The sequence below is a fragment of the uncultured Microbacterium sp. genome, assembly GCF_964244775.1.
GTDB lineage: Bacteria > Actinomycetota > Actinomycetes > Actinomycetales > Microbacteriaceae > Microbacterium.
Genome location: NZ_CAXTJR010000017.1, coordinates 1 through 20862, shown reverse-complemented (window position 1 = coordinate 20862; position 20862 = coordinate 1). Strand labels below are relative to the sequence as shown.

The following is a 20862-nucleotide window of genomic DNA, read 5'->3' as shown; positions in this document are numbered from 1 at the left end:
TGTGTTTCCTTTCATAAGGAGACCCACCCCTTACACACACCATTTGACACGCTCCGCCGCAGCCGACGAGTGTTCACGACCCGCTCCGACCCGGCCGCCTTCCGACCCGCTGACCTGGTGCAACGCCGGTTCGTCGCCGACGCCCCCGCCGCCTGTGGGTCTCCGACATCACCTACGTCGCGACATGGTCCGGGTTCGCGTACGTCGCGTTCGTCACCGACGTGTTCTCCCGCCGCATCGTCGGATGGAACGTCGCCGGGTCTCTGAAAACGGAGCTCTCGCCGCTGCCCGCGCTGGAGATGGCCGCCTGGGGCGCGACCGGAGACCTCGGCCAACTGGTTCATCACTCCGACCACGGATCGAACTACGTCTCACTGGTCTATACCGACCGGGTCCTCGAGCTCGGCGCGAAACCCTCCGTCGGATCCGTCGGAGACAGCTACGACAACGCCCTCGCCGAAGCCGTCAATGGACTGTTCAAGACGGAGCTGATCCGACGTCGCGGACCGTGGCGCACCATTGAGCAAGTCGAACTCGCGACCCTGGAATGGGTGTGGTGGTGGAACAACCAGCGCCTCCACTCCGAGCTCAGTTACCGCACCCCCGCAGAAGTCGAGGCCCGCCACTACGCTGACCTCGAAACACCCGGACTGGCCACCGCCAGCCCCGCAAAACCCTAGGAACAAAACCCAGGGCGAATCAAGTCCGTCACGACCACGTCGGTACCAACGGGAAAATCAGCTTCCGCCGAGCCGGCCGCATGCACCACCTCGGCATCGGCACCGAACACCGCAGGAAACGCGTCATCCTCATCGCGGACGAAACCACCGTCACCGTCGTCCACCTCACCACCGGCGAAATCCTCGCCACCAACACGATCAACCCCGACCGCACATACTGGCGCAACACGCAGAAAGAGCCCGGCCGATGGCCGCGCTCCTTCTCCTGAATGTCGCCTATGACGCGACTCATCTGTCGCCTATGACGCGACTCATGACATTGGTGGACCTGAGGGGACTCGAACCTCTGAGCTCGATGACATCGTCCCTTATGAGTGGGAACACGCATGGACCGAGGAACTGAACGAGCTGCTCAGTGTTCTACAACGACTGACCGCAAAGCGAGGCAGCTCAACAGTCTGTGTTGGACGAAATCATCTCGAACGCTCTGCTCACGCTCGATGATCTGGCGGCTGTCGGCACGAAGTGGCCAGTCGTCGCAGACGACCGTAAACCGCGTTACCCGATCGAGGGCGGACTCCTCGATGGGCTGACCGAGGGCCTCGGCGACTAACCCGCGCGGCGGACTGAGCTTCGTCGCCCGCGCTTGACGTCGCCGCTGTTTGCACTCTGAGCCACGGCAGATCCACTTACCCACTTCTGCCGCTTAGCGGTGGAGGGCACCCCAGGCACGCTGATAGCGGGTGTGCGGATGAACCCAACTCCACCCGGCGATACCTCGATCTGGCTCATGCCCATAGTGTATTCCTCTCAGTCGACATCGAGGCTAGACGCGGCGATCGCGAAAGCGGTGCCGAGCTCGGCCGCGACGAGTTCGGCAAGGCGAACATCGCCGTCACTGAGGGAGTCGGGCTTTGGTGCATCGACGGTGAGCATGCCAAACACAACTCCACTACCTCGTATCGGGGTACGTATGAAGGTCTGGTATCGCGCCGCGTCACCTTCGTAGTGCTCAGGGGAGGTCTGCCCCGTGTCGGTGTACAGCTCCCCCTTCGGATTGCGACCGCTTTCCAAGTACTCAAAGATCTCTTCGCCGGCTGTGGTGCCCTGCGAAAAGCTTCTCGGGGAATCGCTGCGGCCGAACTGGGCGAGTGGCACGATGTCGTCCGGGGGTTGGAGAGCGAACACCACTGCTCGTACATCCACACTTTCGGGTGTCATCGCGACCAGAGCGCTGCAACAGTGAGTCGCTATCGTACGAAGGATTTGCTTCTTGCTCTCGCGATCGTCCGGCTCGAGCAAGGGCATTTCCGTCATCAGGCCTAACGCAGGACCCAGCCGGTCATGCAGCTCGCGAACGGCGTCGTACCGGGCGCTTTTGATGGTCTGTCCCCAGCGGTAATCCCGGACCGCCTTGATCACGAGAAGTACCGCAACGAGGACCGCACAGCTGATCGCCCAGACACGCAAAGTCACCGCGTTGTTTGCGTCGACAGCGGCCAGCAGGCCCAAACCCGTGCCGGCTGCCGCTAGGAGAATGGGGAGTGCCGTCAGTACGACGAAGATGAGAATTCCGCGTGCTCGTTTGCTGCGCCTTGCCACTCAGCGACCATACCCGTCGATCGGGTGTGCTGCGAGATCGCAGCTTGGGATAAGTCCACTCCACCGGCCAGTTCGCGGAGATTCAGTGCCGCTCGAAGCCGCGCAAGACGCATTCGTTCAGGAGAGAAGTTCGCGGGGGCGGTTGATGCATCACAGCTCATTGGAATCATCCGCGGCCGCGGGCACAGCTACTAGTGGGAGAACCGGCTCGGGGTAGTAGTGGCCGCAGTTGCGTCGTGCCTTGTTCGACGTGTGCGGGGGTGTGATGCGACGACGACGGCTTCGGCTTCGGCTTCGGCTTCGGCTTCGGCTTCGGCTTCGGCTTCGGCTTCGGCGGGACATTGCTCTTCTCTCGCAATCGTCGCGATCCATCGGCCACCGCGGTGGGTTGTGCGTTCAGGCTGAAGTCGGAGATGTGTGCGCGCTCTCCTCCGATCGATGACGGTCCGCCAGCGCCAAGTCGGGGGTGCCGTCCGGGTCGATCCGGCGTCGGCGGGTGGTCCACTCCCCCACGGTGCCGAGGTCGATCTGCGGAGCGAAGGTTCTGCCCATCGTGTCAGCCGCGAGAGCGATCGGACAGGGGACCGGGGCGCTCAGGAGAACTCGGTCGCTAGGCCGTCAAAGAACGAGCGATCTGCGAGTCATACATGTCGTGAGAAAGACGTTCTTTCTCATTTCTTTCTCACGACGCCCGTTTCCGAAAGACGAGAGCCCCTCCATCCCAGTGTTTACAAGGGATCTCGGGGCTTCGACGGTGGCGGTGACGGTGGGATTTGAACCCACGGTAGGGATTAACCTACACAACATTTCGAGTGTTGCACCTTCGGCCGCTCGGACACGTCACCGCCGAAGAGTTTACGTCACGAGCGTGAAAGCCGCCAATCGCGCCCCGACCGTGGCGCGAGAGCGGGCGCGGACCGCACGCCGCCGGCTACTCGACCAGCGCTGCCGCCCCGGCGATCAGGTCGACGACCTCGGCAGGCTCGGGCATCTGCACGGCGAAGACGTACGTCGCCGTGAACCCGAGGTCGGCGAGTTCGCGCACGATCGCCGCCACCGACTCGGCAGAAGAAGCCGGGCTGACCGGAATCATCGCCGTCTTCTCGATCTCGTCGTAGTCGCGCCCCACCGCATCGCAGTGCGCGCGCAGCACATCGAGCTTGCGCGCCGAACCAGGGGAGTACGAGATGTTGCAGGCATCCGCATACTGCGCCACCATGCGGAGGGTCTTCTTCTCGCCGCTGCCGCCGATCATGAGATACGGATGCGGTCGCGTGATGCTCTGCGGAGAGTTCAGCGTGCGACCCAACTGCCAGATGGCGCCCTCGTACGCCTCCTCCGAACCCGACCACATCTGCAGGCAGATCTGGATCGTCTCCTCCAGCTGTCGGAACCGCTCGGCCACGGGCGGGAACTCGAACCCGAGCCCGTTCGACTCCTGCTCGTTCCACGCCGCGCCGATCCCGAGCCCGACCCGCCCGCCCGAGAGCACGTCGAGGGTCGTGACCGCCTTGGCCAAGAGCGCAGGATGCCGGTAGATGACTCCCGTGACGAGGGTGTGCAGCAGCGCCTTCTCAGTGTGGGCGACGATGAAGCCGAGCGTGGCGTACGCCTCGAGCATCTCATTGCTCTCGGGGCCGATGCCGGGCAGCTGCCAGAAGTGATCCATCACGGTCATCCGCTGGATGCCGGCCGCCTCCGCGTTGCGCACGTGCGCCGCCAGCGCGGGACCGAGCCGCCCCGGTCCGGTGTTCCAGGTGAAGTCCGCGATGTGGAGTCCGAATTCCATGTGCCGCTCCGTTCGAGGACGGATGCCGCATCCGACCCACCCGCCAGGCTACGCCTCACGGGCAGGCGAGGCTCATGCACGGCGCCGATCGTGGCATCCGTCATCTCTTCACTGTCAGACTGAGGCCATGAGCGTCATCGAGAACTCGAAACTGACCGTTGTCGGCGCCGGAAGCGTGGGCGCGAGCGTCGCGTACGCGGCCCTGATCCGCGGATCGGCGCGGCACGTCGCCCTCTATGACATCGCGACGGCGAAGGTCGAGGCCGAGGTGCTGGATCTCGCGCACGGCACGCAGTTCACCGGGGCGAGCGACATCACGGGCGGGAGCGACATCTCGGTCGTCGAGGGATCGCACATCGTCGTGGTGACCGCGGGCGCGAAGCAGAATCCCGGTCAGACGCGCATCGAGCTCGCGGGCGTCAATGCGCGGATCATCGCGAGCATGATGCCGCAGCTGCTGGAGGTCGCACCCGACGCCACCTACGTGCTGGTGACCAACCCCTGTGACGTGCTGACGGTGCTCGCCGCCGAGGCATCCGGACTCCCCCGCAACCGCATCTTCTCGTCGGGCACGGTGCTCGACACCTCACGTCTGCGGTGGAAGCTGGCCGAGCGCGCGGGAGTCTCCACGGGCAGCGTGCACGCCTACATCGTGGGCGAGCACGGCGACACCGAGTTTCCGCTCTGGTCGACCGCCACGATCGGGACGGTGCCGATCCTCGAGTGGGAGACCGATGGCCACCCGCGGATGACGGTCGACGAGCTGGATGCGATCGCGATCGATGTGCGGGATGCTGCCTACAAGGTCATCCTCGGCAAGGGCGCCACGAACTACGCGATCGGTCTGTCGAGCGCTCGGATCGTCGAAGCCGTGCTGAACGACGAGCACGCGGTCATGCCGGTGAGCACCGTGCTGACCGACTACCACGGCATCGACGGGATCGCGCTGTCGGTGCCGTCGATCGTCTCGGCGTCGGGCGCGGTGCCCGTGGGGCCGACCCCGTATTCGAGCGACGAACTGGCGCTGTTGCGCCGTTCAGCCGACGCGCTGAGCACCGTGGTGGACTCTTTGCGGGGCTGAGTTCTCGCTGCGAAGGGGCCGGCTTCGGTGCGGCGCGTACCGTACTCCGGTCCAAGCTCGTCTGCGTGCCCCGCAACCCGCGGAACGACGCGGAACCATCGGTGAGCGGCGCGGATTCTGCCGGAGTTATGCACCGCCGATGCGCCGCACCCGGGATGTCGGGGCATCAACATACGCTGTGGAGATGGCCACCAGACGCGCGCCTGCGACCGCGCAGTACCGGTGCACGGAGTGCGGGTGGACGACCCCGAAATGGGCGGGCCGCTGCGGCGAGTGCCAGCAGTGGGGAACGGTGGTCGAGGCATCCGCGCCGACCGGTCTGCTGCGCGCCGTCGCACCGATCACCCCGGGAGCGGATCGCGTCGCCCGCCCCATCACGTCGATCGACACGCGCGACGCACCCCGCCGTACGACGGGTGTCGGCGAGTTCGACCGGGTGCTCGGCGGCGGGATCGTGCCGGGCGCGGCGATCCTCCTCTCGGGTGAGCCGGGCGTCGGAAAGTCGACGCTGCTCCTCGAGGTCGCGGCCGCCTCGGCGCGCGCGGGCCGGCGCGTGCTCTACGCGAGCGCGGAAGAGTCGACCGCCCAGGTGCGCCTGCGTGCCGAGCGCACCGGAGCACTCCACGACGAGCTCTATCTCGCGGCCGAGACCGATCTGGCGACGATCCTCGGCCACATCGACCAGGTGCAGCCCGAACTGCTGATCGTCGATTCGGTCCAGACGGTGGCCTCGTCGCTGTCGGAGGGGATGGCCGGGCATCCGAGCCAGGTGCGGGAGGTGGCATCCACGCTCATCCGCATCGCGAAAGAGCGCGGGCTCCCGGTGATCATCGTGGGGCACGTCACCAAGGACGGGTCGATCGCGGGCCCGCGCATCCTCGAGCACCTGGTCGACGTGGTCTGCCAGTTCGAGGGCGACCGGCAGACGTCGCTGCGATTCGTGCGGGCGCTCAAGAACCGCTTCGGCCCGACGGACGAGGTCGGATGCTTCGACATGACCGGTGCCGGCATCGCCGAGGTGCCCGACCCCAGCCAGCTGTTCCTGGGTCACGGCGAACCGCAACCCGGCACGTGCGTCGCGATCGCGCTCGAAGGCCGGCGCGCGCTGCCGGTGGAGGTGCAGGCGCTGACGATCGCGACCACCGCCCCGAACCCGCGGCGGATCGTGAACGGCGTGGATGCCGCGCGTGTGGCGATGGTGCTCGCCGTGCTCGAGAAGCGCGCGCGCATCAAGACCTCGAACCTCGACGTGTACGTCTCGACCGTGGGCGGCGTGCGCTTCACCGAGCCGGCCGCCGACCTCGCGATCGCGCTGGCGGTGGCGGGCTCGATCAAGGAGCAGTCGATCTCGCAGGGCATCGCGGCGATCGGCGAGCTGAGCCTCGCCGGCGAGATCCGCCCCGTGACGCAGGCGGCGCAGCGCCGCAGCGAAGCCGCGAGGCTCGGCTACGCCGACCTCATCGATCATCGGTCGCGCAGCCTGAGCGTTGCGCTCGAAGACGTGAGCGCGCGATCGAAGCTGCGTCCGGGCGACGACGTGCCCGACTTCTAGCCGCTCGCGGGGGCCTCAGGCGTCGAGTGCGGCGATGACGTCGGCGGGGGTGGCCTGCATCGGGTGGGGACCGGCGATGTCGAAGAACACGGTCCGGATCTCGGCCTCGTGCGTGCTGAGGAATGCGCGCAGCCACCCCGGCGGCTGCAGTCCGACGGTAGGGGGAAGCGTCGCCGGCTTGTGTGCGGCATCGCTGAAGAGCAGCAGCGCGACGTCGCCCGTCGCGGGATCGCGATAGGTCCACACCTCGCCGACATCGAGCGGGTTGTCGCGCGCGCCGGGCTTCATGAGCGGAACCACGGTCGGACCGTGCCGCAGCGCGAACGCGACGGCCGCCATGTCTTGCGTCTGCAGCGCATCGCTCAGGGTCGTGTTGCGGAACTCGAGGGGCTCCCTGCCCTTCCCCTTCGCACGCTTCTTGGCCATCGAACCAGCGTAATCGGCCGCGCCCGCGGGCCGCTGAGCGCTCACCCGCGTCAGGCGTGGTCGGTGAGTGGAAAGGGAATGGCCGAGGCGAACCTGGTTCGCCTCGGCCACCCATGCGTCGGGGCCCTTGATGCGTCTGCCCGGAAAGACGCACGACCCTCTCGAACCATCCTGAATATCTGGAGGGCTCGAGAGGGCCTGCTGCTCACCGCACGGTCCGTCGACACGCTGGGGACGAGTCGAACTATGCCGCTGGGGACGGCACTGGACCGCATGCGGGAGCTGTGGAAAACGTTACGCCGCTCTGTCCGCCGTGTCTGTCCCCTTTTTGGGGGACATTTTCGGGACATTCTCGGGGTTCAGGACGAGTTTACGTCGCCCTCGCTCGCACTGGCTGTCAATAGAGCATGAACGACGCGGTCTGCGTCGCCGGGATCCCGCCGATCGAGACGGCCAGATGGTACGAGGCGCCGCCTCCGGGTGCGCGGGGGCGGTCGGTGCTGTCGCACGAGTCGACAGCCGAGCGGGTGCGATCCCAAGTGAGCGGGGCTGCGCTGGTGACGGTCTGTCCGGCTGCCAGCAGCACCACCATGTCACTGGGCTGGCTCTGGCAATCGGTCGAGCGCCACCAGGTGTCGTCGCCGCTCGTGACGGTGAACACCTGGGCGCTCGTGCCGACGTTGATCGTGCAGTCCTTGGCGCTCTTGTTCGTGAGGGTGATGGACAGCTGGGGGTTCTGATCGGACGCGTACGTGTCGTGATCGGCGAGAGCCTCGACGGTGACGTCGGTCGCCCGGCAGGCCACGGCCTGCGCGGTCGCGGAGGGTGCCGGCGTCGGGTCGGCTATGGGCGCGGCCGACGGCGTAGGGGCGGACGTCTGTGTCGAGGTCGGCGTCGGCGTCGGCGTCGGGCTCGTGCTGGCGGATGCCGTGGGGGCCGGGATGCCGGTGGTGCTGGTCGCCGAGGCGCTCGGCGCCGGGCGCTCGGCCGCGACCCCGCGCCACGGCTGGGCGGTCAGCAGCCAGATACCGGCGATCACGAGCGCGATCAGGATGAGGAGCATGAGCCGCCGCCGGCGATAGACGGCAGGCGAATGTCGCCTGCGCGGTGCGGGGGATGCCATGGCCCCAGGCTATGCGGCCGGTCCTGCCCCTCCCGGGCGACGCGCCCCGCGCGCACCCTCCACGTTCGCCGAGAGTCTGTGGTGGGCTACAGCTTCTTGAGCATCCGGGTGTTGCCGAGGGTGTTCGGCTTGACGTGTGCGAGATCGAGGAACTCGGCGACACCCTCGTCGGGGCTCCGGACGAGCTGCGAGTACACGTCGGGGTCGACGACCTGCTCGCCGATCTCGGTGAAGCCGCGGCGGCTGAAGAACGCAGTTTCGAACGTCAGGCAGAACAGGCGTGAGAGGCCGAGGGTGCGGGCGCTGGTCTCGAGCGCCTCGACGATCGCGCGTCCGACCCCGTGGTGCAGCCACTGGTCGGCGACGATCAGCGTGCGCACCTCACCCAGGTCTTCCCACATGACGTGCAGGGCGCCGCAGCCGATCAGGGTCCCCGTCTCATCCTCGGCGACGACGAACTGCTGCACGGCTTCGTACAGCACGACGAGGTCTTTGCCGAGGAGGATCCGCCGCTGCACGAACGGCTCGAGCAGGCCCTGGATGGCGCGCACGTCGGCCGCCCGCGCCGGCCGGATGCGGAATTCGCTCATCCCGCCAGCCTAAGGCCGGTACACGCTGAAACGACGAAGAGCGGATGCCTTCGGGCCCACGCGTCCAGAGGCTCCGCGCAGCGCGGAGCGATGCGTGGAGGGGACGTGGGGACATCCGCTCTTCGGCCGTTCGGGGTAAGTCAGCCGATCGCGAGATCAGGCGTCTGGGTGATCTCGCCGCCGGCAACGGCACCCACGGCGACCTTCTCGCCGCGCGGACCGTTCTCGAAGACGAACTCGCCGTTGTGCGCATCGACGGTCACGTGGTCGCCCGAGTTGAGATCGCCGTGCAGGATGCGCTCCGACAGGCGGTCTTCGATCTCGTGCTGCATCGCGCGACGGAGCGGGCGGGCACCGAGTGCCGGGTCGAACCCGATCTCGATGAGGCGCTCCTTGGCGGCCAGCGACAGCTCGATCGTCATGTCGCGGTCGAGCAGCCGGTCGGCCAGGCGCTTGGTGAACAGATCGACGATCTGGATCAGCTCGGGCTTGCTCAGCTGCGGGAAGACGATGATGTCGTCGACGCGGTTGAGGAACTCGGGCTTGAAGTGGCGCTTGAGCTCTTCCTTGACCTTGCCCTGCATGCGGTCGTACGAGGTCGCGCTGTCGCCCTCGACCTGGAACCCGACCGGGCCGCCCGCAATGTCACGCGCGCCCAGGTTGGTGGTCATGATGATGACCGTGTTCTTGAAGTCGATCACGCGACCCTGACCGTCGGTCAGGCGACCCTCTTCGAGGATCTGCAGGAGCGAGTTGAAGATGTCGGGGTGCGCCTTCTCGATCTCGTCGAACAGGACGACGCTGAAGGGCTTGCGGCGCACCTTCTCGGTGAGCTGGCCGCCTTCTTCGAAGCCGACGAACCCCGGAGGGGCACCGAAGAGCCGCGAGACGGTGTGCTTCTCGCCGAACTCCGACATGTCGAGCGAGATGAGCGCACCCTCGTCATCGAACAGGAACTCGGCGAGGGCCTTGGCCAGCTCGGTCTTTCCGACGCCGGTGGGGCCGGCGAAGATGAACGAGCCGTTGGGCCGCTTCGGGTCCTTGAGGCCAGCCCGCTGACGACGGATCGTCTTGGCGAGAGCGGCGATCGCTTCTTCCTGGCCGATGACGCGCTGGTGCAGCGCCTTCTCCATGAAGACGAGGCGGCTGGATTCCTCTTCGGTGAGCTTGAACACGGGGATGCCGGTGGCCTGGGCGAGCACCTCGGCGATCAGGCCCTCGTCGACCACGGCGTGCGAGGCGACGTCGCCGCTCTTCCACTGCTTCTCGAGGCGGAGGCGCTCGGCGAGGAGGCTCTTCTCCTCGTCGCGCAGGCTTGCGGCCTTCTCGAAGTCCTGGTCTTCGGAGGCCTGCTCCTTCTGCTGACGCACGTTCGAGATCTTCTCGTCGAACTCACGCAGCTCGGGCGGGCTCGACAGGATCGACAGACGCAGACGCGCGCCAGCCTCGTCAATCAGGTCGATGGCCTTGTCAGGCAGGAACCGATCGCTGATGTAGCGGTCGGCGAGGTTGGCCGCCGCGACGATCGCGCCGTCCGTGATCTGCACCTTGTGGTGCGCCTCGTAGCGGTCGCGCAGCCCCTTGAGGATGTTGATCGCGTGGGGCAACGACGGCTCGGCCACCTGGATGGGCTGGAAGCGGCGCTCGAGCGCAGCATCCTTCTCGAAGTGCTTGCGGTACTCGTCGAGCGTGGTCGCACCGATCGTCTGCAGCTCACCTCGTGCGAGGAGCGGCTTGAGGATCGAGGCGGCGTCGATCGCGCCCTCGGCGGCACCGGCACCCACGAGGGTGTGGATCTCGTCGATGAAGACGATGATGTCACCGCGCGTGCGGATCTCTTTGGTGACCTTCTTCAGGCGCTCCTCGAAGTCGCCGCGGTAGCGGGAACCGGCGATGAGCGAGCCGAGGTCGAGCGAGTAGAGCTGCTTGTCTTTGAGCGTCTCGGGCACATCGCCCTTGACGATGGCCTGGGCGAGGCCCTCCACGACGGCGGTCTTGCCGACGCCGGGCTCACCGATCAGCACGGGGTTGTTCTTGGAGCGACGCGAGAGGATCTGCATGACCCGCTCGATCTCCTTCTCGCGCCCGATCACCGGGTCGAGCTTGTTGTCGCGTGCGGCCTGGGTGAGGTTGCGGCCGAACTGGTCGAGCACCTGCGAGCCGCCCTGCGCGTTGGGCGTGGCGTCGTGCGCGGCGCCGCTGACGGCGGCCGGCTCCTTGCCCTGGTAGCCCGAGAGCAGCTGGATGACCTGCTGACGCACCTTGTTCAGGTCTGCGCCGAGCTTGACGAGCACCTGTGCGGCGACGCCCTCGCCCTCGCGGATGAGGCCGAGCAGGATGTGCTCGGTGCCGATGTAGTTGTGGCCGAGCTGCAGCGCCTCGCGCAGCGAGAGCTCGAGCACCTTCTTGGCGCGCGGCGTGAACGGGATGTGCCCCGTGGGCTGCTGCTGGCCCTGGCCGATGATGTCCTGCACCTGCTCGCGGACGGCGTCCAGCGAGATGCCGAGAGACTCAAGGGCCTTCGCGGCGACACCCTCGCCCTCGTGGATCAGCCCGAGCAGAATGTGCTCGGTGCCGATGTAGTTGTGGTTGAGCATCTTCGCCTCTTCTTGGGCGAGCACAACCACACGACGTGCACGGTCGGTGAATCTCTCAAACATCGCAGGCTCCTCCCGGCGCGTTACGGGCGCCTTACATCGAGGGTAACGACGGGGCGGAGGCCGTATGCCGTTGTTCGCCGTGGGCGTGACGCCGTGCGTCGGGGTCAGGTGGTGGGCCGGCCGTACGCCTCGAGCCAGCGCAGCCAGACCTCGCTGACCGTCGGGTACGAGGGCACCGCGTGCCAGAGCCGCTCGAGCGGCACCTCGCCGACGATCGCGATCGTGGCGGAGTGCAGCAGTTCGGCGACGTCGGGCCCGACGAAGGTCGCGCCGATCAGCACACCGCGGTCCTCGTCGACGATCGCACGGGCCTGCCCGACGTAGTCGTCCGACACGGTCGACGAGCCGGCGACCCAGGAGAGGTCGTAGTCGAGGACGCGGATGCTGCGGCCCGCCGCCCGCGCCGCCTTCTCGGTGAGTCCGACCGAGGCGACGACCGGGTCAGTGAAGGTGACCTGCGGCACCGCCTCGTGATCGGCGGTGGCGACGTGCACGCCCCAGGGCGCAGCATCCACCACTCCCCCCGTCGCACGCGCGACGATGACATCACCCGCCGCCCTCGACTGGTACTTGCCCTGGTGGGTGAGCAGCACGCGGTGATTGACGTCGCCGACGGCGTAGAGCCAATCGGTGCCGGTCACCCGCAGCGTGTCGTCGACCTCGAGCCAGGCGCCGGGCTCGAGGCCCACCGACTCGAGCCCCAGATCGCCCGAGCGGGGCAGGCGCCCGGTCGCGACGAGCACTTGCTCGGCGACCACGCGGCCGCCGTCCGAGAGGGTCAGGACCGCGTTCTCGTCGGTGCGATGGGCGACGGTGACATCGACGCCGGCATGGAACACGACGCCGAGGTCTTCGAGCGCCGACTGCACCAGCTCGCCGGCGAACGGCTCCATCGCGCCGAGGAGACCTGAGCGGAGGATCATCGTCACCTTCGTGCCGAACGACGCGAACGCGGTCGCCATCTCGGCCCCGACGACCCCGCCGCCGAGGATCGCGAGGGTTGCCGGCACGTGTTGCACGCTGGTCGCATCGCGGCTGGTCCACGGATCGATCTCGCTGAGGCCGGGGATGTCGGGCAGCAGCGCCGCGGAGCCGGTGGCCACCGCCACGGCATGGCGGGCGACCATGCGCAGTTCGCCGCCGTCCTCGCCGGTGACCCGCACCGTCTTCTCGCCGCTGAGCCGCCCGTGCCCGCGGACGAGCTCGATGCCCGCGCCCTCGAGCCACTTCACCTGCGACTCGTCGTCCCAGTCGTGGGTCGCGACGTCGCGCCGGCGCAGGGCGCCGGCGATATTCACGCCACCGGTGACGGCCTGCTTCGCCCCGTCGACGGACTTCGCCGCCCGCAGCGCCGCACCGCTGCGCAGCAGAGCCTTCGACGGCATGCACGCCCAGTACGAGCATTCTCCGCCCACCAGCTCGCTCTCGACGATCACGCACGACAGTCCGCCCTGAACAACCCGATCGGCCACGTTCTCGCCGACGGGCCCCGCCCCGATCACGATGACGTCGTACTCGCGTGTCTGCATGGCTCCACGCTAACGCCGCGCCAGAGCGCGGGACAGGTCTTGACCGTACAACCTCGTTCACTGGACGCCGGTCACCGCACGCCGTAAGAACGGAGGGGCGGATGCTCAGCATCCGCCCCTCTGTTCGCGCTGTGTCAGCTCTGGCCGGCGATCGGGACGGAGATGTTGTCGAACTCGCCGCCGGTCAGGAGCGCGTCGACGCTCGCATCGGTCGGTGCGTCTGCGACCTCGGCGACGGTCACGCGCGGGGCCATATCGGCGGTGCAGACCTGATCGGCGGGCGGGGTGGCGAACGTGGCGGTGATGAGCTTCGGGCTCGTCGCCTCGGCGCTCTCGAGCTGAGGCGCGCACGATGAGCTGCCCCAGGAGAGGATGAGGAATCCGGTGCTGCTGTACCAGCCGGCCGACGGCAGGTACTCGGTCATGCCGCCGGGCGCGGCCGTGAGCTCGGGGTCGCCGACGAGCGAGGTCTCACCGGCGTAGGTGCCGGTGACGACGATCGAGAGGTCCTGCGCGGGATCGACGCCTGCGGGCAGTGACACGAGGCTTGCGCGGGGCACGTAGTCGCGCGTACACGCCGTGCCGTCGGGGTCGGTCAGCTCGACCGTGAGGGTGGAGGTCTTGGCGTCGTACGTCGGCTCACCCGCGTACGGGACGCACGACGAGCTGCCGGAGGTGACGATGCCGACGGCGCGGCCCTCGTCGAGCCAGGCCGAGCCGAGTTCGGCGGGCGCTGCAGTGGAGTCGACGCTGAGGGTCGGGGAGGCACCGGCGTTGGAAGACGCACACCCGGCGAGGCCGAGGGCGGCGAGCCCGACGGCGAGGGTGACGGTTAGGACGCGGCGAGACGTGGAGAGCATGGTTCGATCCTTCCGGACGCCTCTGGGCGAAACCAGGGAAACCGATCACGGCCTAATAACGGATTCGCCGGCCCCTACTGCAGCGCCGAGGTGAGCCTCGCGAGGTTGTCGAGCACCGTCGAGCGCAGCGGCTGCTTCTGCCACTCCTCCAGTGTCAGCGCGCGGCTGAGGGCGCGGTAGATGTCTTCGACCCCGCGCATCTCGTTCACGAACTCCTCGCCGCGCACGAGCAGAGAGATCTCCATGTTCAGGCCGAACGAGCGCATGTCCATGTTGCTCGACCCGATGACGGCGACCTCGTCGTCGATCGTGAAGCACTTGGTGTGCAGGATGTACGGCTTGCGGTACATCCAGATCTTCACTCCCGCCCGCAGCAGGACCTCGTAATAGCTGCGCTGCGCGTGGTAGACCATCGCCTGGTCGCCCTCTTCCGATACGAACAGCTCGACCTCGACCCCACGCTGGCAGGCGGTCGTGATCGCGAGCAGCATCGCCTCGTCGGGGACGAAATAGGGGCTCACGATCGAGATCCTGCGCTGCGCGGCATACAGCAGGCCGGCGAAGAGCCGCAGGTTCAGCTCGACTTCGAATCCGGGCCCGGACGGCACGACCTGGCAGTCGAGTTCGCCGGGACCGGCGGCGACGTCGAAGAGGTCGATCTCGTCGGTGAGGATCTCATCCGCCTCGCTGTACCAGTCCGAGAGGAACACCGCGTTCACGGATGCCACGACCGGGCCCTCGAGCCGCGCCATCAGGTCGACCCAGTGCAGGCCCCGCTTGATGTTCTTCTTCAAGTTGTAGGTCGAGTCGGTGACGTTCTGCGATCCCAGGTATGCGACCGAGCCGTCCACGACGAGGAGCTTGCGGTGGTTGCGCAGGTCTGGACGCTGGTACTTGCCCTTCAGCGGCTGCACCGGCAGCATCAGGTGCCACTGGGCGCCCATGTCGGTCAGTCGCTTGAGCGTCTTCTTATAGAACGGCTTGCCGCGGTTGGCCCAGTGATCCAGCAGCACCCGGACGGTGACGCCCCGGGACGCCACCTCTTCGAGCGCGCGGAAGAAGTTGTCGGTCGAGGCATCCGTCTGCAGGATGTAGAACTCGACATGGACGTACTCTTTGGCCTCTCGGATGGAGGCGGCCATCGTGTCGAGGCTCTCCTGGTAGTCCGAGATCAGGTGCGCCGTGTTGTCACCGGCGAGCGGCATCGCGCCCAGATTGCGATTCATCGTGACCAGCGAGGTGAACCACTCGGGGGCATGCGGCCGGTGGGTGCCGAAGTCGAGGTGGGAGCTGGTTTCTTGGATGTACTCGTTGATCCGGCGCTGCATACGGCGGCGCTTGCGCGGCAGGCGCGGCGTGCCGATCACGAGATACAGCAGCACGCCGATGAACGGGATGAAGTAGATCGCGAGCAGCCACGCCATCGCTGCGGTCGGGCGGCGGTTGCGCGGAACCACGATGATCGCGGTGATGCGCACCCCGAGATCGAAGAGGAAGACGAACAGCAGCCACCACGACGCATCGAAGGTGATGTTGATCACGGGCTCTCCTCGCTGGGCGTCACCCCAGCGTAGCGGCGGGGAACCTCAGCGATCCGACGGCAGCGGGGTCGACTCGACAGGCGGAAGACCGCGCTTGGCGCGCTCTTCGGCCTGCACCTCGGCGTACACGCGACGCTCGGTGCGATCGATGCGGAGGATGCCGCGCAGCACGAAGAAGAAGATCGCGCTGACGATGACGGTGGGCGCGAGCGACCAGATGACCGCGACCCAGTAGTTCTCCACCCCTCCAGGGTACGCCGCTCATCCCGCCTCTTTACCCGTTCGCGTGCGGCTCATCGTTTCCTCCCCAGGCCGGCCGCGGTTGCTGCTCCTCCCCAAGGCCGGACGACTTCCGTTCTGGCGGGTTCCACCCCGCGAAAGTCTTCCCATGACGACGATCGTGAAAGCCGCCGATGCGGCGCAGTTCCTGTCCCTGGTGCCGCGGATGCTCGGCTTCGCGCCGCGGCGCAGCCTCGTCCTGGTCCCGTTCGCGAAATCGCGAAGCCTGGGCGCGATGCGCGTCGATCTCCCGGTCGACGAGATCGACCTCGATACGGCGGCCGCCACGTTCATCGGGATGGTGTGCCGCATCCCGTCGGCGGACGCGGTCGCCGCGGTCATCTACACCGACGTCGCGTTCGGCGACCGCGGGGTTCCCGAAGAGGCCCTCGTGCGCGGCATCCTGCGTCGTGCCGATGCCTGCGGACTGCGAGTGACCGACGCGCTGTGCGTGGCCGCCGACGCGTGGGGCTCGTACCTCGACAGCGCTCTGCCCCCGGGCGGCCGGCGGCTGGACGCGCTCGATACCGGCCCGGCCGACGCGGCAGGAGTGCCTGAGCCGGTCGGTGATCAATGGTCGGGAGCCGAGCTGCCACCCGTCGACCTCGCCGTGAAAGAACGCGTCGCCCGAGCGCTCGTGGCGCTGCGCGCTGCGGTCGACCTGCTGTGCGGAACGGATGCCTCGGCCCGATCGACCGCGCCCGGTGCCGATGGTGCGCCCGTTGTGGGAGGCGACGAAACCGGCCGGATCGACCCTGCGGCTCTGGCCGCCGTCTGCGATCTCGACGACCTGCCGACCCTGTTCGAGGATGCGCTGCAGTGGGATGCTGCCTCGCTCGAAACGTACGACATCGCTGTGCTGATCTGGTGCCTCGCCCGACCGGCGCTGCGCGACATCGCCCTCGTACAGTGGTGCGGCGACCTCGAGGACGGCGACGAGGCCCTGACCGCGCAGCTGCGCTGGGAGGCCGGCGAGGAGTATCCCGCCCACCTCGCGATGCACATGTGGGGCGAGGGCGCGCAGCCCGATCCCGAACGCCTCGAGACTGCACTCGAACTCGCACGGCGAGCGGCCGCCGCGGCACCCGCACAGCATCGCGCAGGCGCTCTCGCGACGTGCGCGTGGCTGTCGTGGGCGCTCGGGCGCTCGACACACGCCGAGCGGTACGCGGAACGCGCGTGCGACCTCGAGCCCGAGCATGGGCTCGCCGAGATCGTCCGGTCTTTCGTGCTCGCCGGGCACCTGCCCGACTGGGCCTTCCGCCGAAGCACGGCGTGACCCACAACTCGTCCGCGCTCGATGTCAGTCCATAGCCTTCGCATAGGGTGGAGGAATGACGATGGAGCCAGCCCCGATCGCCACAGCCGCAGAAGGAGTCCGCGTACAGGGACTCCGTCGCTTCTTCGGCGACGTGCACGCGGTCGCCGATGTCACATTCCACGCACGACCCGGCGAGGTCACTGCCCTCGTAGGCCCCAACGGCTCGGGGAAGACGACCCTGCTGCTCATGCTGGCATCGCTCCTCGCGCCCGATGCCGGCACGATGAGCGTCGGGGGCATCGATCCGATGGCTGACCCGTTCGGGGTGCGCCGCATCCTCGGCTGGATGCCCGACACCCTCGGGGCGTGGCCTTCGCTCACCGCCCGCGAGACGCTGGTGACGACGGCCAGGATGTACCGGATGCCGCGGGCCGAAGCATCCCGTCGCGCTGATGAGCTCCTCTCCCTCGTGCATCTCGACGCCCTCGCCGACAAGCCGGCGCGGGTGTTCTCCCGAGGGCAGAAGCAGCGTCTCGGGCTCGCGCGCGCACTGGTGCACGATCCGCGGGTCCTTCTCCTCGACGAACCCGCGTCAGGGCTGGATCCGCAGTCGCGCATCGATCTGCGTACGCTCCTGCGCCGTCTCGCCGCGGAGGGGAGGACGATCCTCGTGTCCAGCCACGACCTCCCCGAACTCGACGAAGTCAGCGACACTGCGGTCTTCCTGCGGGACGGGCGCACGGTCGCCGATCACGCCGAGTTCTCACCCCCGCGCTCACGCGAATGGCGCATCCGGGCGCTCGACGAGCCGGAGCGGCCCGGGTTGGACGCGGCCACGACGGTGCTGGTCGATCTCGGAACATCGATCGACGGCATCCGTCGCGGTCGTGACGAACTCGTGACGGAGTTCGCATCGGACCGCGCGGCAGCCGAGGCGCTCGCTCGGCTGACCGCCGCCGGCGTGCTGGTCACGGAGTTCGCACCCGTCACCGGTCGGCTCGAACAGGCCTTCCTCGACCTCACGGCACCCGACGGCCCTACCGATCCGCACCCGGCACCGGAGGCACCCCATGAGTGAGTTCATCGCCGGCGTCCGCACCATGATCGGGCTCGAGCTGCGTCAGCGCGTGCGCGGAGCCGCGTGGTACGTCCTCCTGGGGATCTTCTTCGTCGTGCTGCTCATCGTCACGGGTCTCGCGGTCCTCGGCGCCGGGTTCAGCGGCCCGTCGGGCGGGATGGTCTATTCGATCGTCACCTTCGTCGTGCTGCTCATGGCGAGCCTGGTCACCCCGGCTCTGAGCGGAGGGGCCATCAACGGCGATCGCGACGCGGCCACCCTCGCACCCGTCCAGGTGACTCTCCTCAGCACGGCTCAGATCGTGGGCGGCAAGTTCCTCGCCGCGTGGCTGACCGGGCTGTCGTTCCTGGTCGTCGGCGCTCCGTTCATGATCTTCGCGGCGATCGTCGGTGCCCAACGCGTCAACACGACGGTCCGGTACGCCCCGTACACCCCGACCGCCGACCTCGTCTCTGCGACCGGCGTCAGCCCGCTGACTGTGATCGCCTCGCTCGCGGTGCTCGTGATCGAGGTCGGCGTGGTCGCCGCGGTCGGCGTGGGTCTCTCGGGAATCATCAGCAGACCGGTGCTCTCGGTGGTGACCGCCTACCTGGTCATCGCTGCCCTCAGCGTCGGCACGCTCATCGCGTTCGGGCTCGGCGGCAGCGCGGTGGCGAGCACCGCGACGACGACTTCTCGCTCGATCGAGTGGGATCCGCAGACCGGTCAGCCCACCGCCGACCCGCCGGAATGCGGACCTTGGCAGACGAGCCAGTACCGCAGTCCCCGGTACGACCTCGTGTGGGGATTCCTCGCGGCGAATCCGTATGTCATCATCGCCGACGCGACGCCGATGACGTTCAGCAGTGACGGATATGCCGTCGATCTGTTCAGCCAGATCTCATCAACTGTGCGCGTGATGCAGAAGCCTCCGATCTTGGAACGCACCTACGACGATTGCGCCGTGTTCACCAGTCAGAACTCTCCGTCGATGAGGGAGCAGGTCGAGGGAACGGTGCCGAGTTGGTTCGTCGGTCTCGGCATCCACCTACTGCTGGCCGCGGGCGCGCTGTGGTGGGCCATCGCACGCACGCGTACGCCGTCGCGACGGCTTCCGCGCGGCACGCGGATCGCCTAGGGCGCCCCCGCTCGGCCAGCGGAGTACCTGTCCTATTTGACCAGCGGGAAGAGGATGGTCTCGCGGATGCCGAGGCCGGTGATCGCCATGAGCAGGCGATCGATTCCCATGCCCATTCCGCCCGACGGCGGCATGCCGTGCTCCAGGGCGCGCAGGAACTCCTCGTCGATCCGCATCGCTTCCGCGTCGCCGCGCGCGGCGAGCGTGGCCTGCTCGGTGAACCGCTCGCGCTGGATGACCGGATCGACGAGCTCGGAGTATCCGGTCGCGAGCTCGAACCCGCGGACGTACAGGTCCCACTTCTCGACCACGCCGGTGATCGACCGGTGCTCGCGCACGAGCGGACTCGTGTCGAGGGGGAAGTCCATGACGAAGGTCGGGCGGGTCAGGCCCCCCTTCACGAAGTGCTCCCACAGCTCCTCGACGTACTTGCCGTGCGTCGGATGCGGGGGCGCGTCCACCCCCACCTCAGCGGCGAAGGCGATCAGCTCTTCGAGCGAGGTCTCGGGAGTGATCTCACGACCGGCCGTCGCGGAGAGCGATCCGTACATCGAGATGCGGTCCCAGTCGCCGCCCAGGTCGTACTCGGTGCCATCGGCCCAGGTGACCGTCGTCGAGCCGGCGACCGCGATCGCGGCGTTCTGGATGAGCTCCTGCGTCACGTCGGCGATGCCGTTGTAGTCGCTGTACGCCTCGTAGGCCTCGAGCATGGCGAACTCGGGGCTGTGGGTGGAGTCGGCACCCTCGTTGCGGAAGTTGCGGTTGATCTCGAAGACGCGGTCGATGCCCCCCACGACCGCGCGCTTGAGGAAGAGCTCGGGAGCGATGCGCAGGTACAGCTCCGTGTCGAACGCGTTCGACCTCGTGATGAAGGGGCGAGCGGATGCTCCGCCGTGCTGCACCTGCAACATGGGCGTCTCGACCTCGAGGTAGTCGTGCGCGGCGAACGTCGCCCGCAGGCTCGCGTTGACCTGGGCGCGGGCGCGCACGGTCTCGCGCGCCCGGTCGCGCACGATGAGGTCGAGGAAGCGGCTGCGCACCCGGCTCTCCTCGCTCAGCTCGCTGTACATGTTGGGCAGCGGGAGCACGGCCTTGGCGGCGATCTGCCAGGTCGAGACCATGATCGACAGTTCGCCGCGGCGGCTGGAGATCACCTCGCCCTCCACGAACACGTGGTCGCCGAGGTCGACGAGCTCTTTCCACGCCTGGAGCGAGTCGTCGCCGACCACGGCGAGCGATACCATCGCCTGGATGCGGGTGCCGTCGCCCGACTGGAGGGTCGCGAAGCAGAGCTTGCCGGTGTTGCGGCTGAACACGATCCGGCCGGCGACACCGGCCGTCACACCGGTCTCGACCCCGGCCTCGATCTCGCCGTACTCGGCCCGCAGCGCCGGGATGGTGGTCGTGATCGGCAGGGTCACCGGATACGCGCCGCCCGCAGCATCCGACCGCTCCGCGATCAGCCGCTCGCGCTTGGCGAGCCGCACAGCCTTCTGCTCGAAGATGTCCTCTTCGGTGGGATCGGCATCGGACGCGCCACTCGGCACGGGCGTATCGGTCATCGGTGGGGCTCCTCGAAGTCGGCCCAAGTCTACCGAGGGGCGCCTGCGCGCTCCGGCCCCGCGGTGATCGAGTAGGCGCGCCAGCGAGCGTATCGAGATCGCCCGGACCCGCGTAGTACGCCGGCTTCGATC

At 67.8% G+C, this 20862-nt stretch carries 18 protein-coding genes, 1 tRNA gene and 1 pseudogene; 8 read left to right on the top strand and 12 right to left on the bottom strand.

Annotation, left to right across the window (positions count from 1 at the left end; translation table 11 throughout):
- Positions 1 to 149 precede the first annotated feature (149 nt).
- The 3 genes and pseudogenes from ACFE6Z_RS16245 to ACFE6Z_RS16235 form a co-directional block, all read left to right on the top strand.
- Positions 150 to 680: pseudogene (locus tag ACFE6Z_RS16245) on the top strand (IS3 family transposase); the annotation flags it as partial.
- 80 nt (positions 681 to 760) lie between these two features.
- Positions 761 to 949, top strand: coding sequence for a hypothetical protein (locus ACFE6Z_RS16240; protein ID WP_375386746.1), 189 nt, complete (start codon positions 761 to 763; stop codon positions 947 to 949).
- A 194-nt stretch (positions 950 to 1143) separates the two neighbouring features.
- The gene (locus ACFE6Z_RS16235) at positions 1144 to 1293 is read left to right on the top strand and encodes a hypothetical protein (protein ID WP_375386745.1); all 150 of its coding nucleotides are present in this window, start codon (positions 1144 to 1146) and stop codon (positions 1291 to 1293) included.
- 197 nt (positions 1294 to 1490) lie between these two features.
- Here ACFE6Z_RS16235 and ACFE6Z_RS16230 read toward each other — a convergent pair whose 3' ends face one another.
- The 3 genes from ACFE6Z_RS16230 to ACFE6Z_RS16220 all read right to left on the bottom strand — a co-directional run bounded on the left by ACFE6Z_RS16230 (position 1491) and on the right by ACFE6Z_RS16220 (position 4071).
- Positions 1491 to 2282, bottom strand: a complete 792-nt coding sequence (locus ACFE6Z_RS16230; protein ID WP_375386744.1) for a hypothetical protein — start codon at positions 2280 to 2282, stop codon at positions 1491 to 1493.
- A 755-nt stretch (positions 2283 to 3037) separates the two neighbouring features.
- A tRNA-Ser gene (locus ACFE6Z_RS16225) sits at positions 3038 to 3127 on the bottom strand.
- A gap of 86 nt (positions 3128 to 3213) precedes the next feature.
- Complete coding sequence (locus tag ACFE6Z_RS16220; protein WP_375386743.1) at positions 3214 to 4071, bottom strand: LLM class F420-dependent oxidoreductase; 858 nt, start codon at positions 4069 to 4071, stop codon at positions 3214 to 3216.
- Between the two features lie 127 nt (positions 4072 to 4198).
- On the opposite strand from ACFE6Z_RS16220, the gene ACFE6Z_RS16215 reads away from it, so the two are divergent.
- The gene (locus ACFE6Z_RS16215; RefSeq protein WP_375386742.1) at positions 4199 to 5152 is read left to right on the top strand and encodes an L-lactate dehydrogenase; all 954 of its coding nucleotides are present in this window, start codon (positions 4199 to 4201) and stop codon (positions 5150 to 5152) included.
- Positions 5153 to 5336: 184 nt separating this feature from the next.
- Positions 5337 to 6704: a DNA repair protein RadA gene (gene radA, locus ACFE6Z_RS16210; protein ID WP_375386741.1), complete on the top strand. Its 1368-nt coding sequence runs from the start codon at positions 5337 to 5339 to the stop codon at positions 6702 to 6704.
- A 15-nt stretch (positions 6705 to 6719) separates the two neighbouring features.
- Here the strand turns inward: radA and ACFE6Z_RS16205 are convergent, their stop codons facing one another.
- The 8 genes from ACFE6Z_RS16205 to ACFE6Z_RS16170 form a co-directional block, all read right to left on the bottom strand.
- Positions 6720 to 7130 (bottom strand): dehydrogenase, encoded by a 411-nt coding sequence (locus tag ACFE6Z_RS16205; protein WP_375386740.1) that lies wholly within the window; start codon positions 7128 to 7130, stop codon positions 6720 to 6722.
- Positions 7131 to 7527: 397 nt separating this feature from the next.
- Positions 7528 to 8253 carry a hypothetical protein gene (locus ACFE6Z_RS16200; protein WP_375386739.1) on the bottom strand — a complete coding sequence of 242 codons (726 nt, stop codon included), beginning with the start codon at positions 8251 to 8253 and terminating at the stop codon, positions 7528 to 7530.
- A gap of 86 nt (positions 8254 to 8339) precedes the next feature.
- Positions 8340 to 8843 (bottom strand): amino-acid N-acetyltransferase, encoded by a 504-nt coding sequence (locus ACFE6Z_RS16195; protein WP_375386738.1) that lies wholly within the window; start codon positions 8841 to 8843, stop codon positions 8340 to 8342.
- A gap of 140 nt (positions 8844 to 8983) precedes the next feature.
- Entirely contained in the window at positions 8984 to 11503 is a 2520-nt protein-coding gene (locus ACFE6Z_RS16190; RefSeq protein WP_375386737.1) for an ATP-dependent Clp protease ATP-binding subunit, read from the bottom strand.
- A gap of 104 nt (positions 11504 to 11607) precedes the next feature.
- Entirely contained in the window at positions 11608 to 13032 is a 1425-nt protein-coding gene (locus ACFE6Z_RS16185; RefSeq protein ID WP_375386736.1) for a dihydrolipoyl dehydrogenase family protein, read from the bottom strand.
- Between the two features lie 134 nt (positions 13033 to 13166).
- Positions 13167 to 13892 carry a hypothetical protein gene (locus ACFE6Z_RS16180; protein ID WP_375386735.1) on the bottom strand — a complete coding sequence of 242 codons (726 nt, stop codon included), beginning with the start codon at positions 13890 to 13892 and terminating at the stop codon, positions 13167 to 13169.
- A gap of 74 nt (positions 13893 to 13966) precedes the next feature.
- Positions 13967 to 15433: a cardiolipin synthase gene (cls, locus tag ACFE6Z_RS16175; RefSeq protein WP_375386734.1), complete on the bottom strand. Its 1467-nt coding sequence runs from the start codon at positions 15431 to 15433 to the stop codon at positions 13967 to 13969.
- A gap of 45 nt (positions 15434 to 15478) precedes the next feature.
- Positions 15479 to 15676 carry a hypothetical protein gene (locus ACFE6Z_RS16170; protein WP_375386733.1) on the bottom strand — a complete coding sequence of 66 codons (198 nt, stop codon included), beginning with the start codon at positions 15674 to 15676 and terminating at the stop codon, positions 15479 to 15481.
- Positions 15677 to 15821: 145 nt separating this feature from the next.
- Between ACFE6Z_RS16170 and ACFE6Z_RS16165 the strand changes: the two genes are divergently transcribed.
- Genes ACFE6Z_RS16165 through ACFE6Z_RS16155 form a run of 3 tightly spaced genes read left to right on the top strand, consistent with a single transcriptional unit; the run spans position 15822 to position 19168 of the window.
- Complete coding sequence (locus ACFE6Z_RS16165) at positions 15822 to 16991, top strand: DUF4192 family protein (RefSeq protein ID WP_375386732.1); 1170 nt, start codon at positions 15822 to 15824, stop codon at positions 16989 to 16991.
- 55 nt (positions 16992 to 17046) lie between these two features.
- On the top strand, positions 17047 to 18051 hold the full coding sequence (locus ACFE6Z_RS16160) for an ABC transporter ATP-binding protein (RefSeq protein WP_375386731.1): 1005 nt from the start codon (positions 17047 to 17049) through the stop codon (positions 18049 to 18051).
- The gene (locus ACFE6Z_RS16155; protein ID WP_375386730.1) at positions 18044 to 19168 is read left to right on the top strand and encodes an ABC transporter permease; all 1125 of its coding nucleotides are present in this window, start codon (positions 18044 to 18046) and stop codon (positions 19166 to 19168) included. Before ACFE6Z_RS16160 ends, ACFE6Z_RS16155 begins: the two co-directional genes overlap by 8 nt.
- 32 nt (positions 19169 to 19200) lie before the next feature.
- On the opposite strand, the gene lysS is transcribed toward ACFE6Z_RS16155, so the two are convergent.
- The gene (lysS, locus tag ACFE6Z_RS16150) at positions 19201 to 20730 is read right to left on the bottom strand and encodes a lysine--tRNA ligase (protein WP_375386729.1); all 1530 of its coding nucleotides are present in this window, start codon (positions 20728 to 20730) and stop codon (positions 19201 to 19203) included.
- Positions 20731 to 20862 lie beyond the last annotated feature (132 nt).

Excerpts from the sequence above, each read along its gene's own strand:
- ACFE6Z_RS16240 (WP_375386746.1), top strand. The coding sequence starts at position 761 with ATGCACCACCTCGGCATCGGCACCGAACACCGCAGGAAACGCGTCATC.
- ACFE6Z_RS16220 (WP_375386743.1), bottom strand. The coding sequence starts at position 4,071 with ATGGAATTCGGACTCCACATCGCGGACTTCACCTGGAACACCGGACCG.
- ACFE6Z_RS16215 (WP_375386742.1), top strand. The coding sequence starts at position 4,199 with ATGAGCGTCATCGAGAACTCGAAACTGACCGTTGTCGGCGCCGGAAGC.
- radA (WP_375386741.1), top strand. The coding sequence starts at position 5,337 with ATGGCCACCAGACGCGCGCCTGCGACCGCGCAGTACCGGTGCACGGAG.
- ACFE6Z_RS16205 (WP_375386740.1), bottom strand. The coding sequence starts at position 7,130 with ATGGCCAAGAAGCGTGCGAAGGGGAAGGGCAGGGAGCCCCTCGAGTTC.
- ACFE6Z_RS16200 (WP_375386739.1), bottom strand. The coding sequence starts at position 8,253 with ATGGCATCCCCCGCACCGCGCAGGCGACATTCGCCTGCCGTCTATCGC.
- ACFE6Z_RS16195 (WP_375386738.1), bottom strand. The coding sequence starts at position 8,843 with ATGAGCGAATTCCGCATCCGGCCGGCGCGGGCGGCCGACGTGCGCGCC.
- ACFE6Z_RS16190 (WP_375386737.1), bottom strand. The coding sequence starts at position 11,503 with ATGTTTGAGAGATTCACCGACCGTGCACGTCGTGTGGTTGTGCTCGCC.
- ACFE6Z_RS16185 (WP_375386736.1), bottom strand. The coding sequence starts at position 13,032 with ATGCAGACACGCGAGTACGACGTCATCGTGATCGGGGCGGGGCCCGTC.
- ACFE6Z_RS16180 (WP_375386735.1), bottom strand. The coding sequence starts at position 13,892 with ATGCTCTCCACGTCTCGCCGCGTCCTAACCGTCACCCTCGCCGTCGGG.
- ACFE6Z_RS16165 (WP_375386732.1), top strand. The coding sequence starts at position 15,822 with ATGACGACGATCGTGAAAGCCGCCGATGCGGCGCAGTTCCTGTCCCTG.
- ACFE6Z_RS16160 (WP_375386731.1), top strand. The coding sequence starts at position 17,047 with ATGACGATGGAGCCAGCCCCGATCGCCACAGCCGCAGAAGGAGTCCGC.
- ACFE6Z_RS16155 (WP_375386730.1), top strand. The coding sequence starts at position 18,044 with ATGAGTGAGTTCATCGCCGGCGTCCGCACCATGATCGGGCTCGAGCTG.
- lysS (WP_375386729.1), bottom strand. The coding sequence starts at position 20,730 with ATGACCGATACGCCCGTGCCGAGTGGCGCGTCCGATGCCGATCCCACC.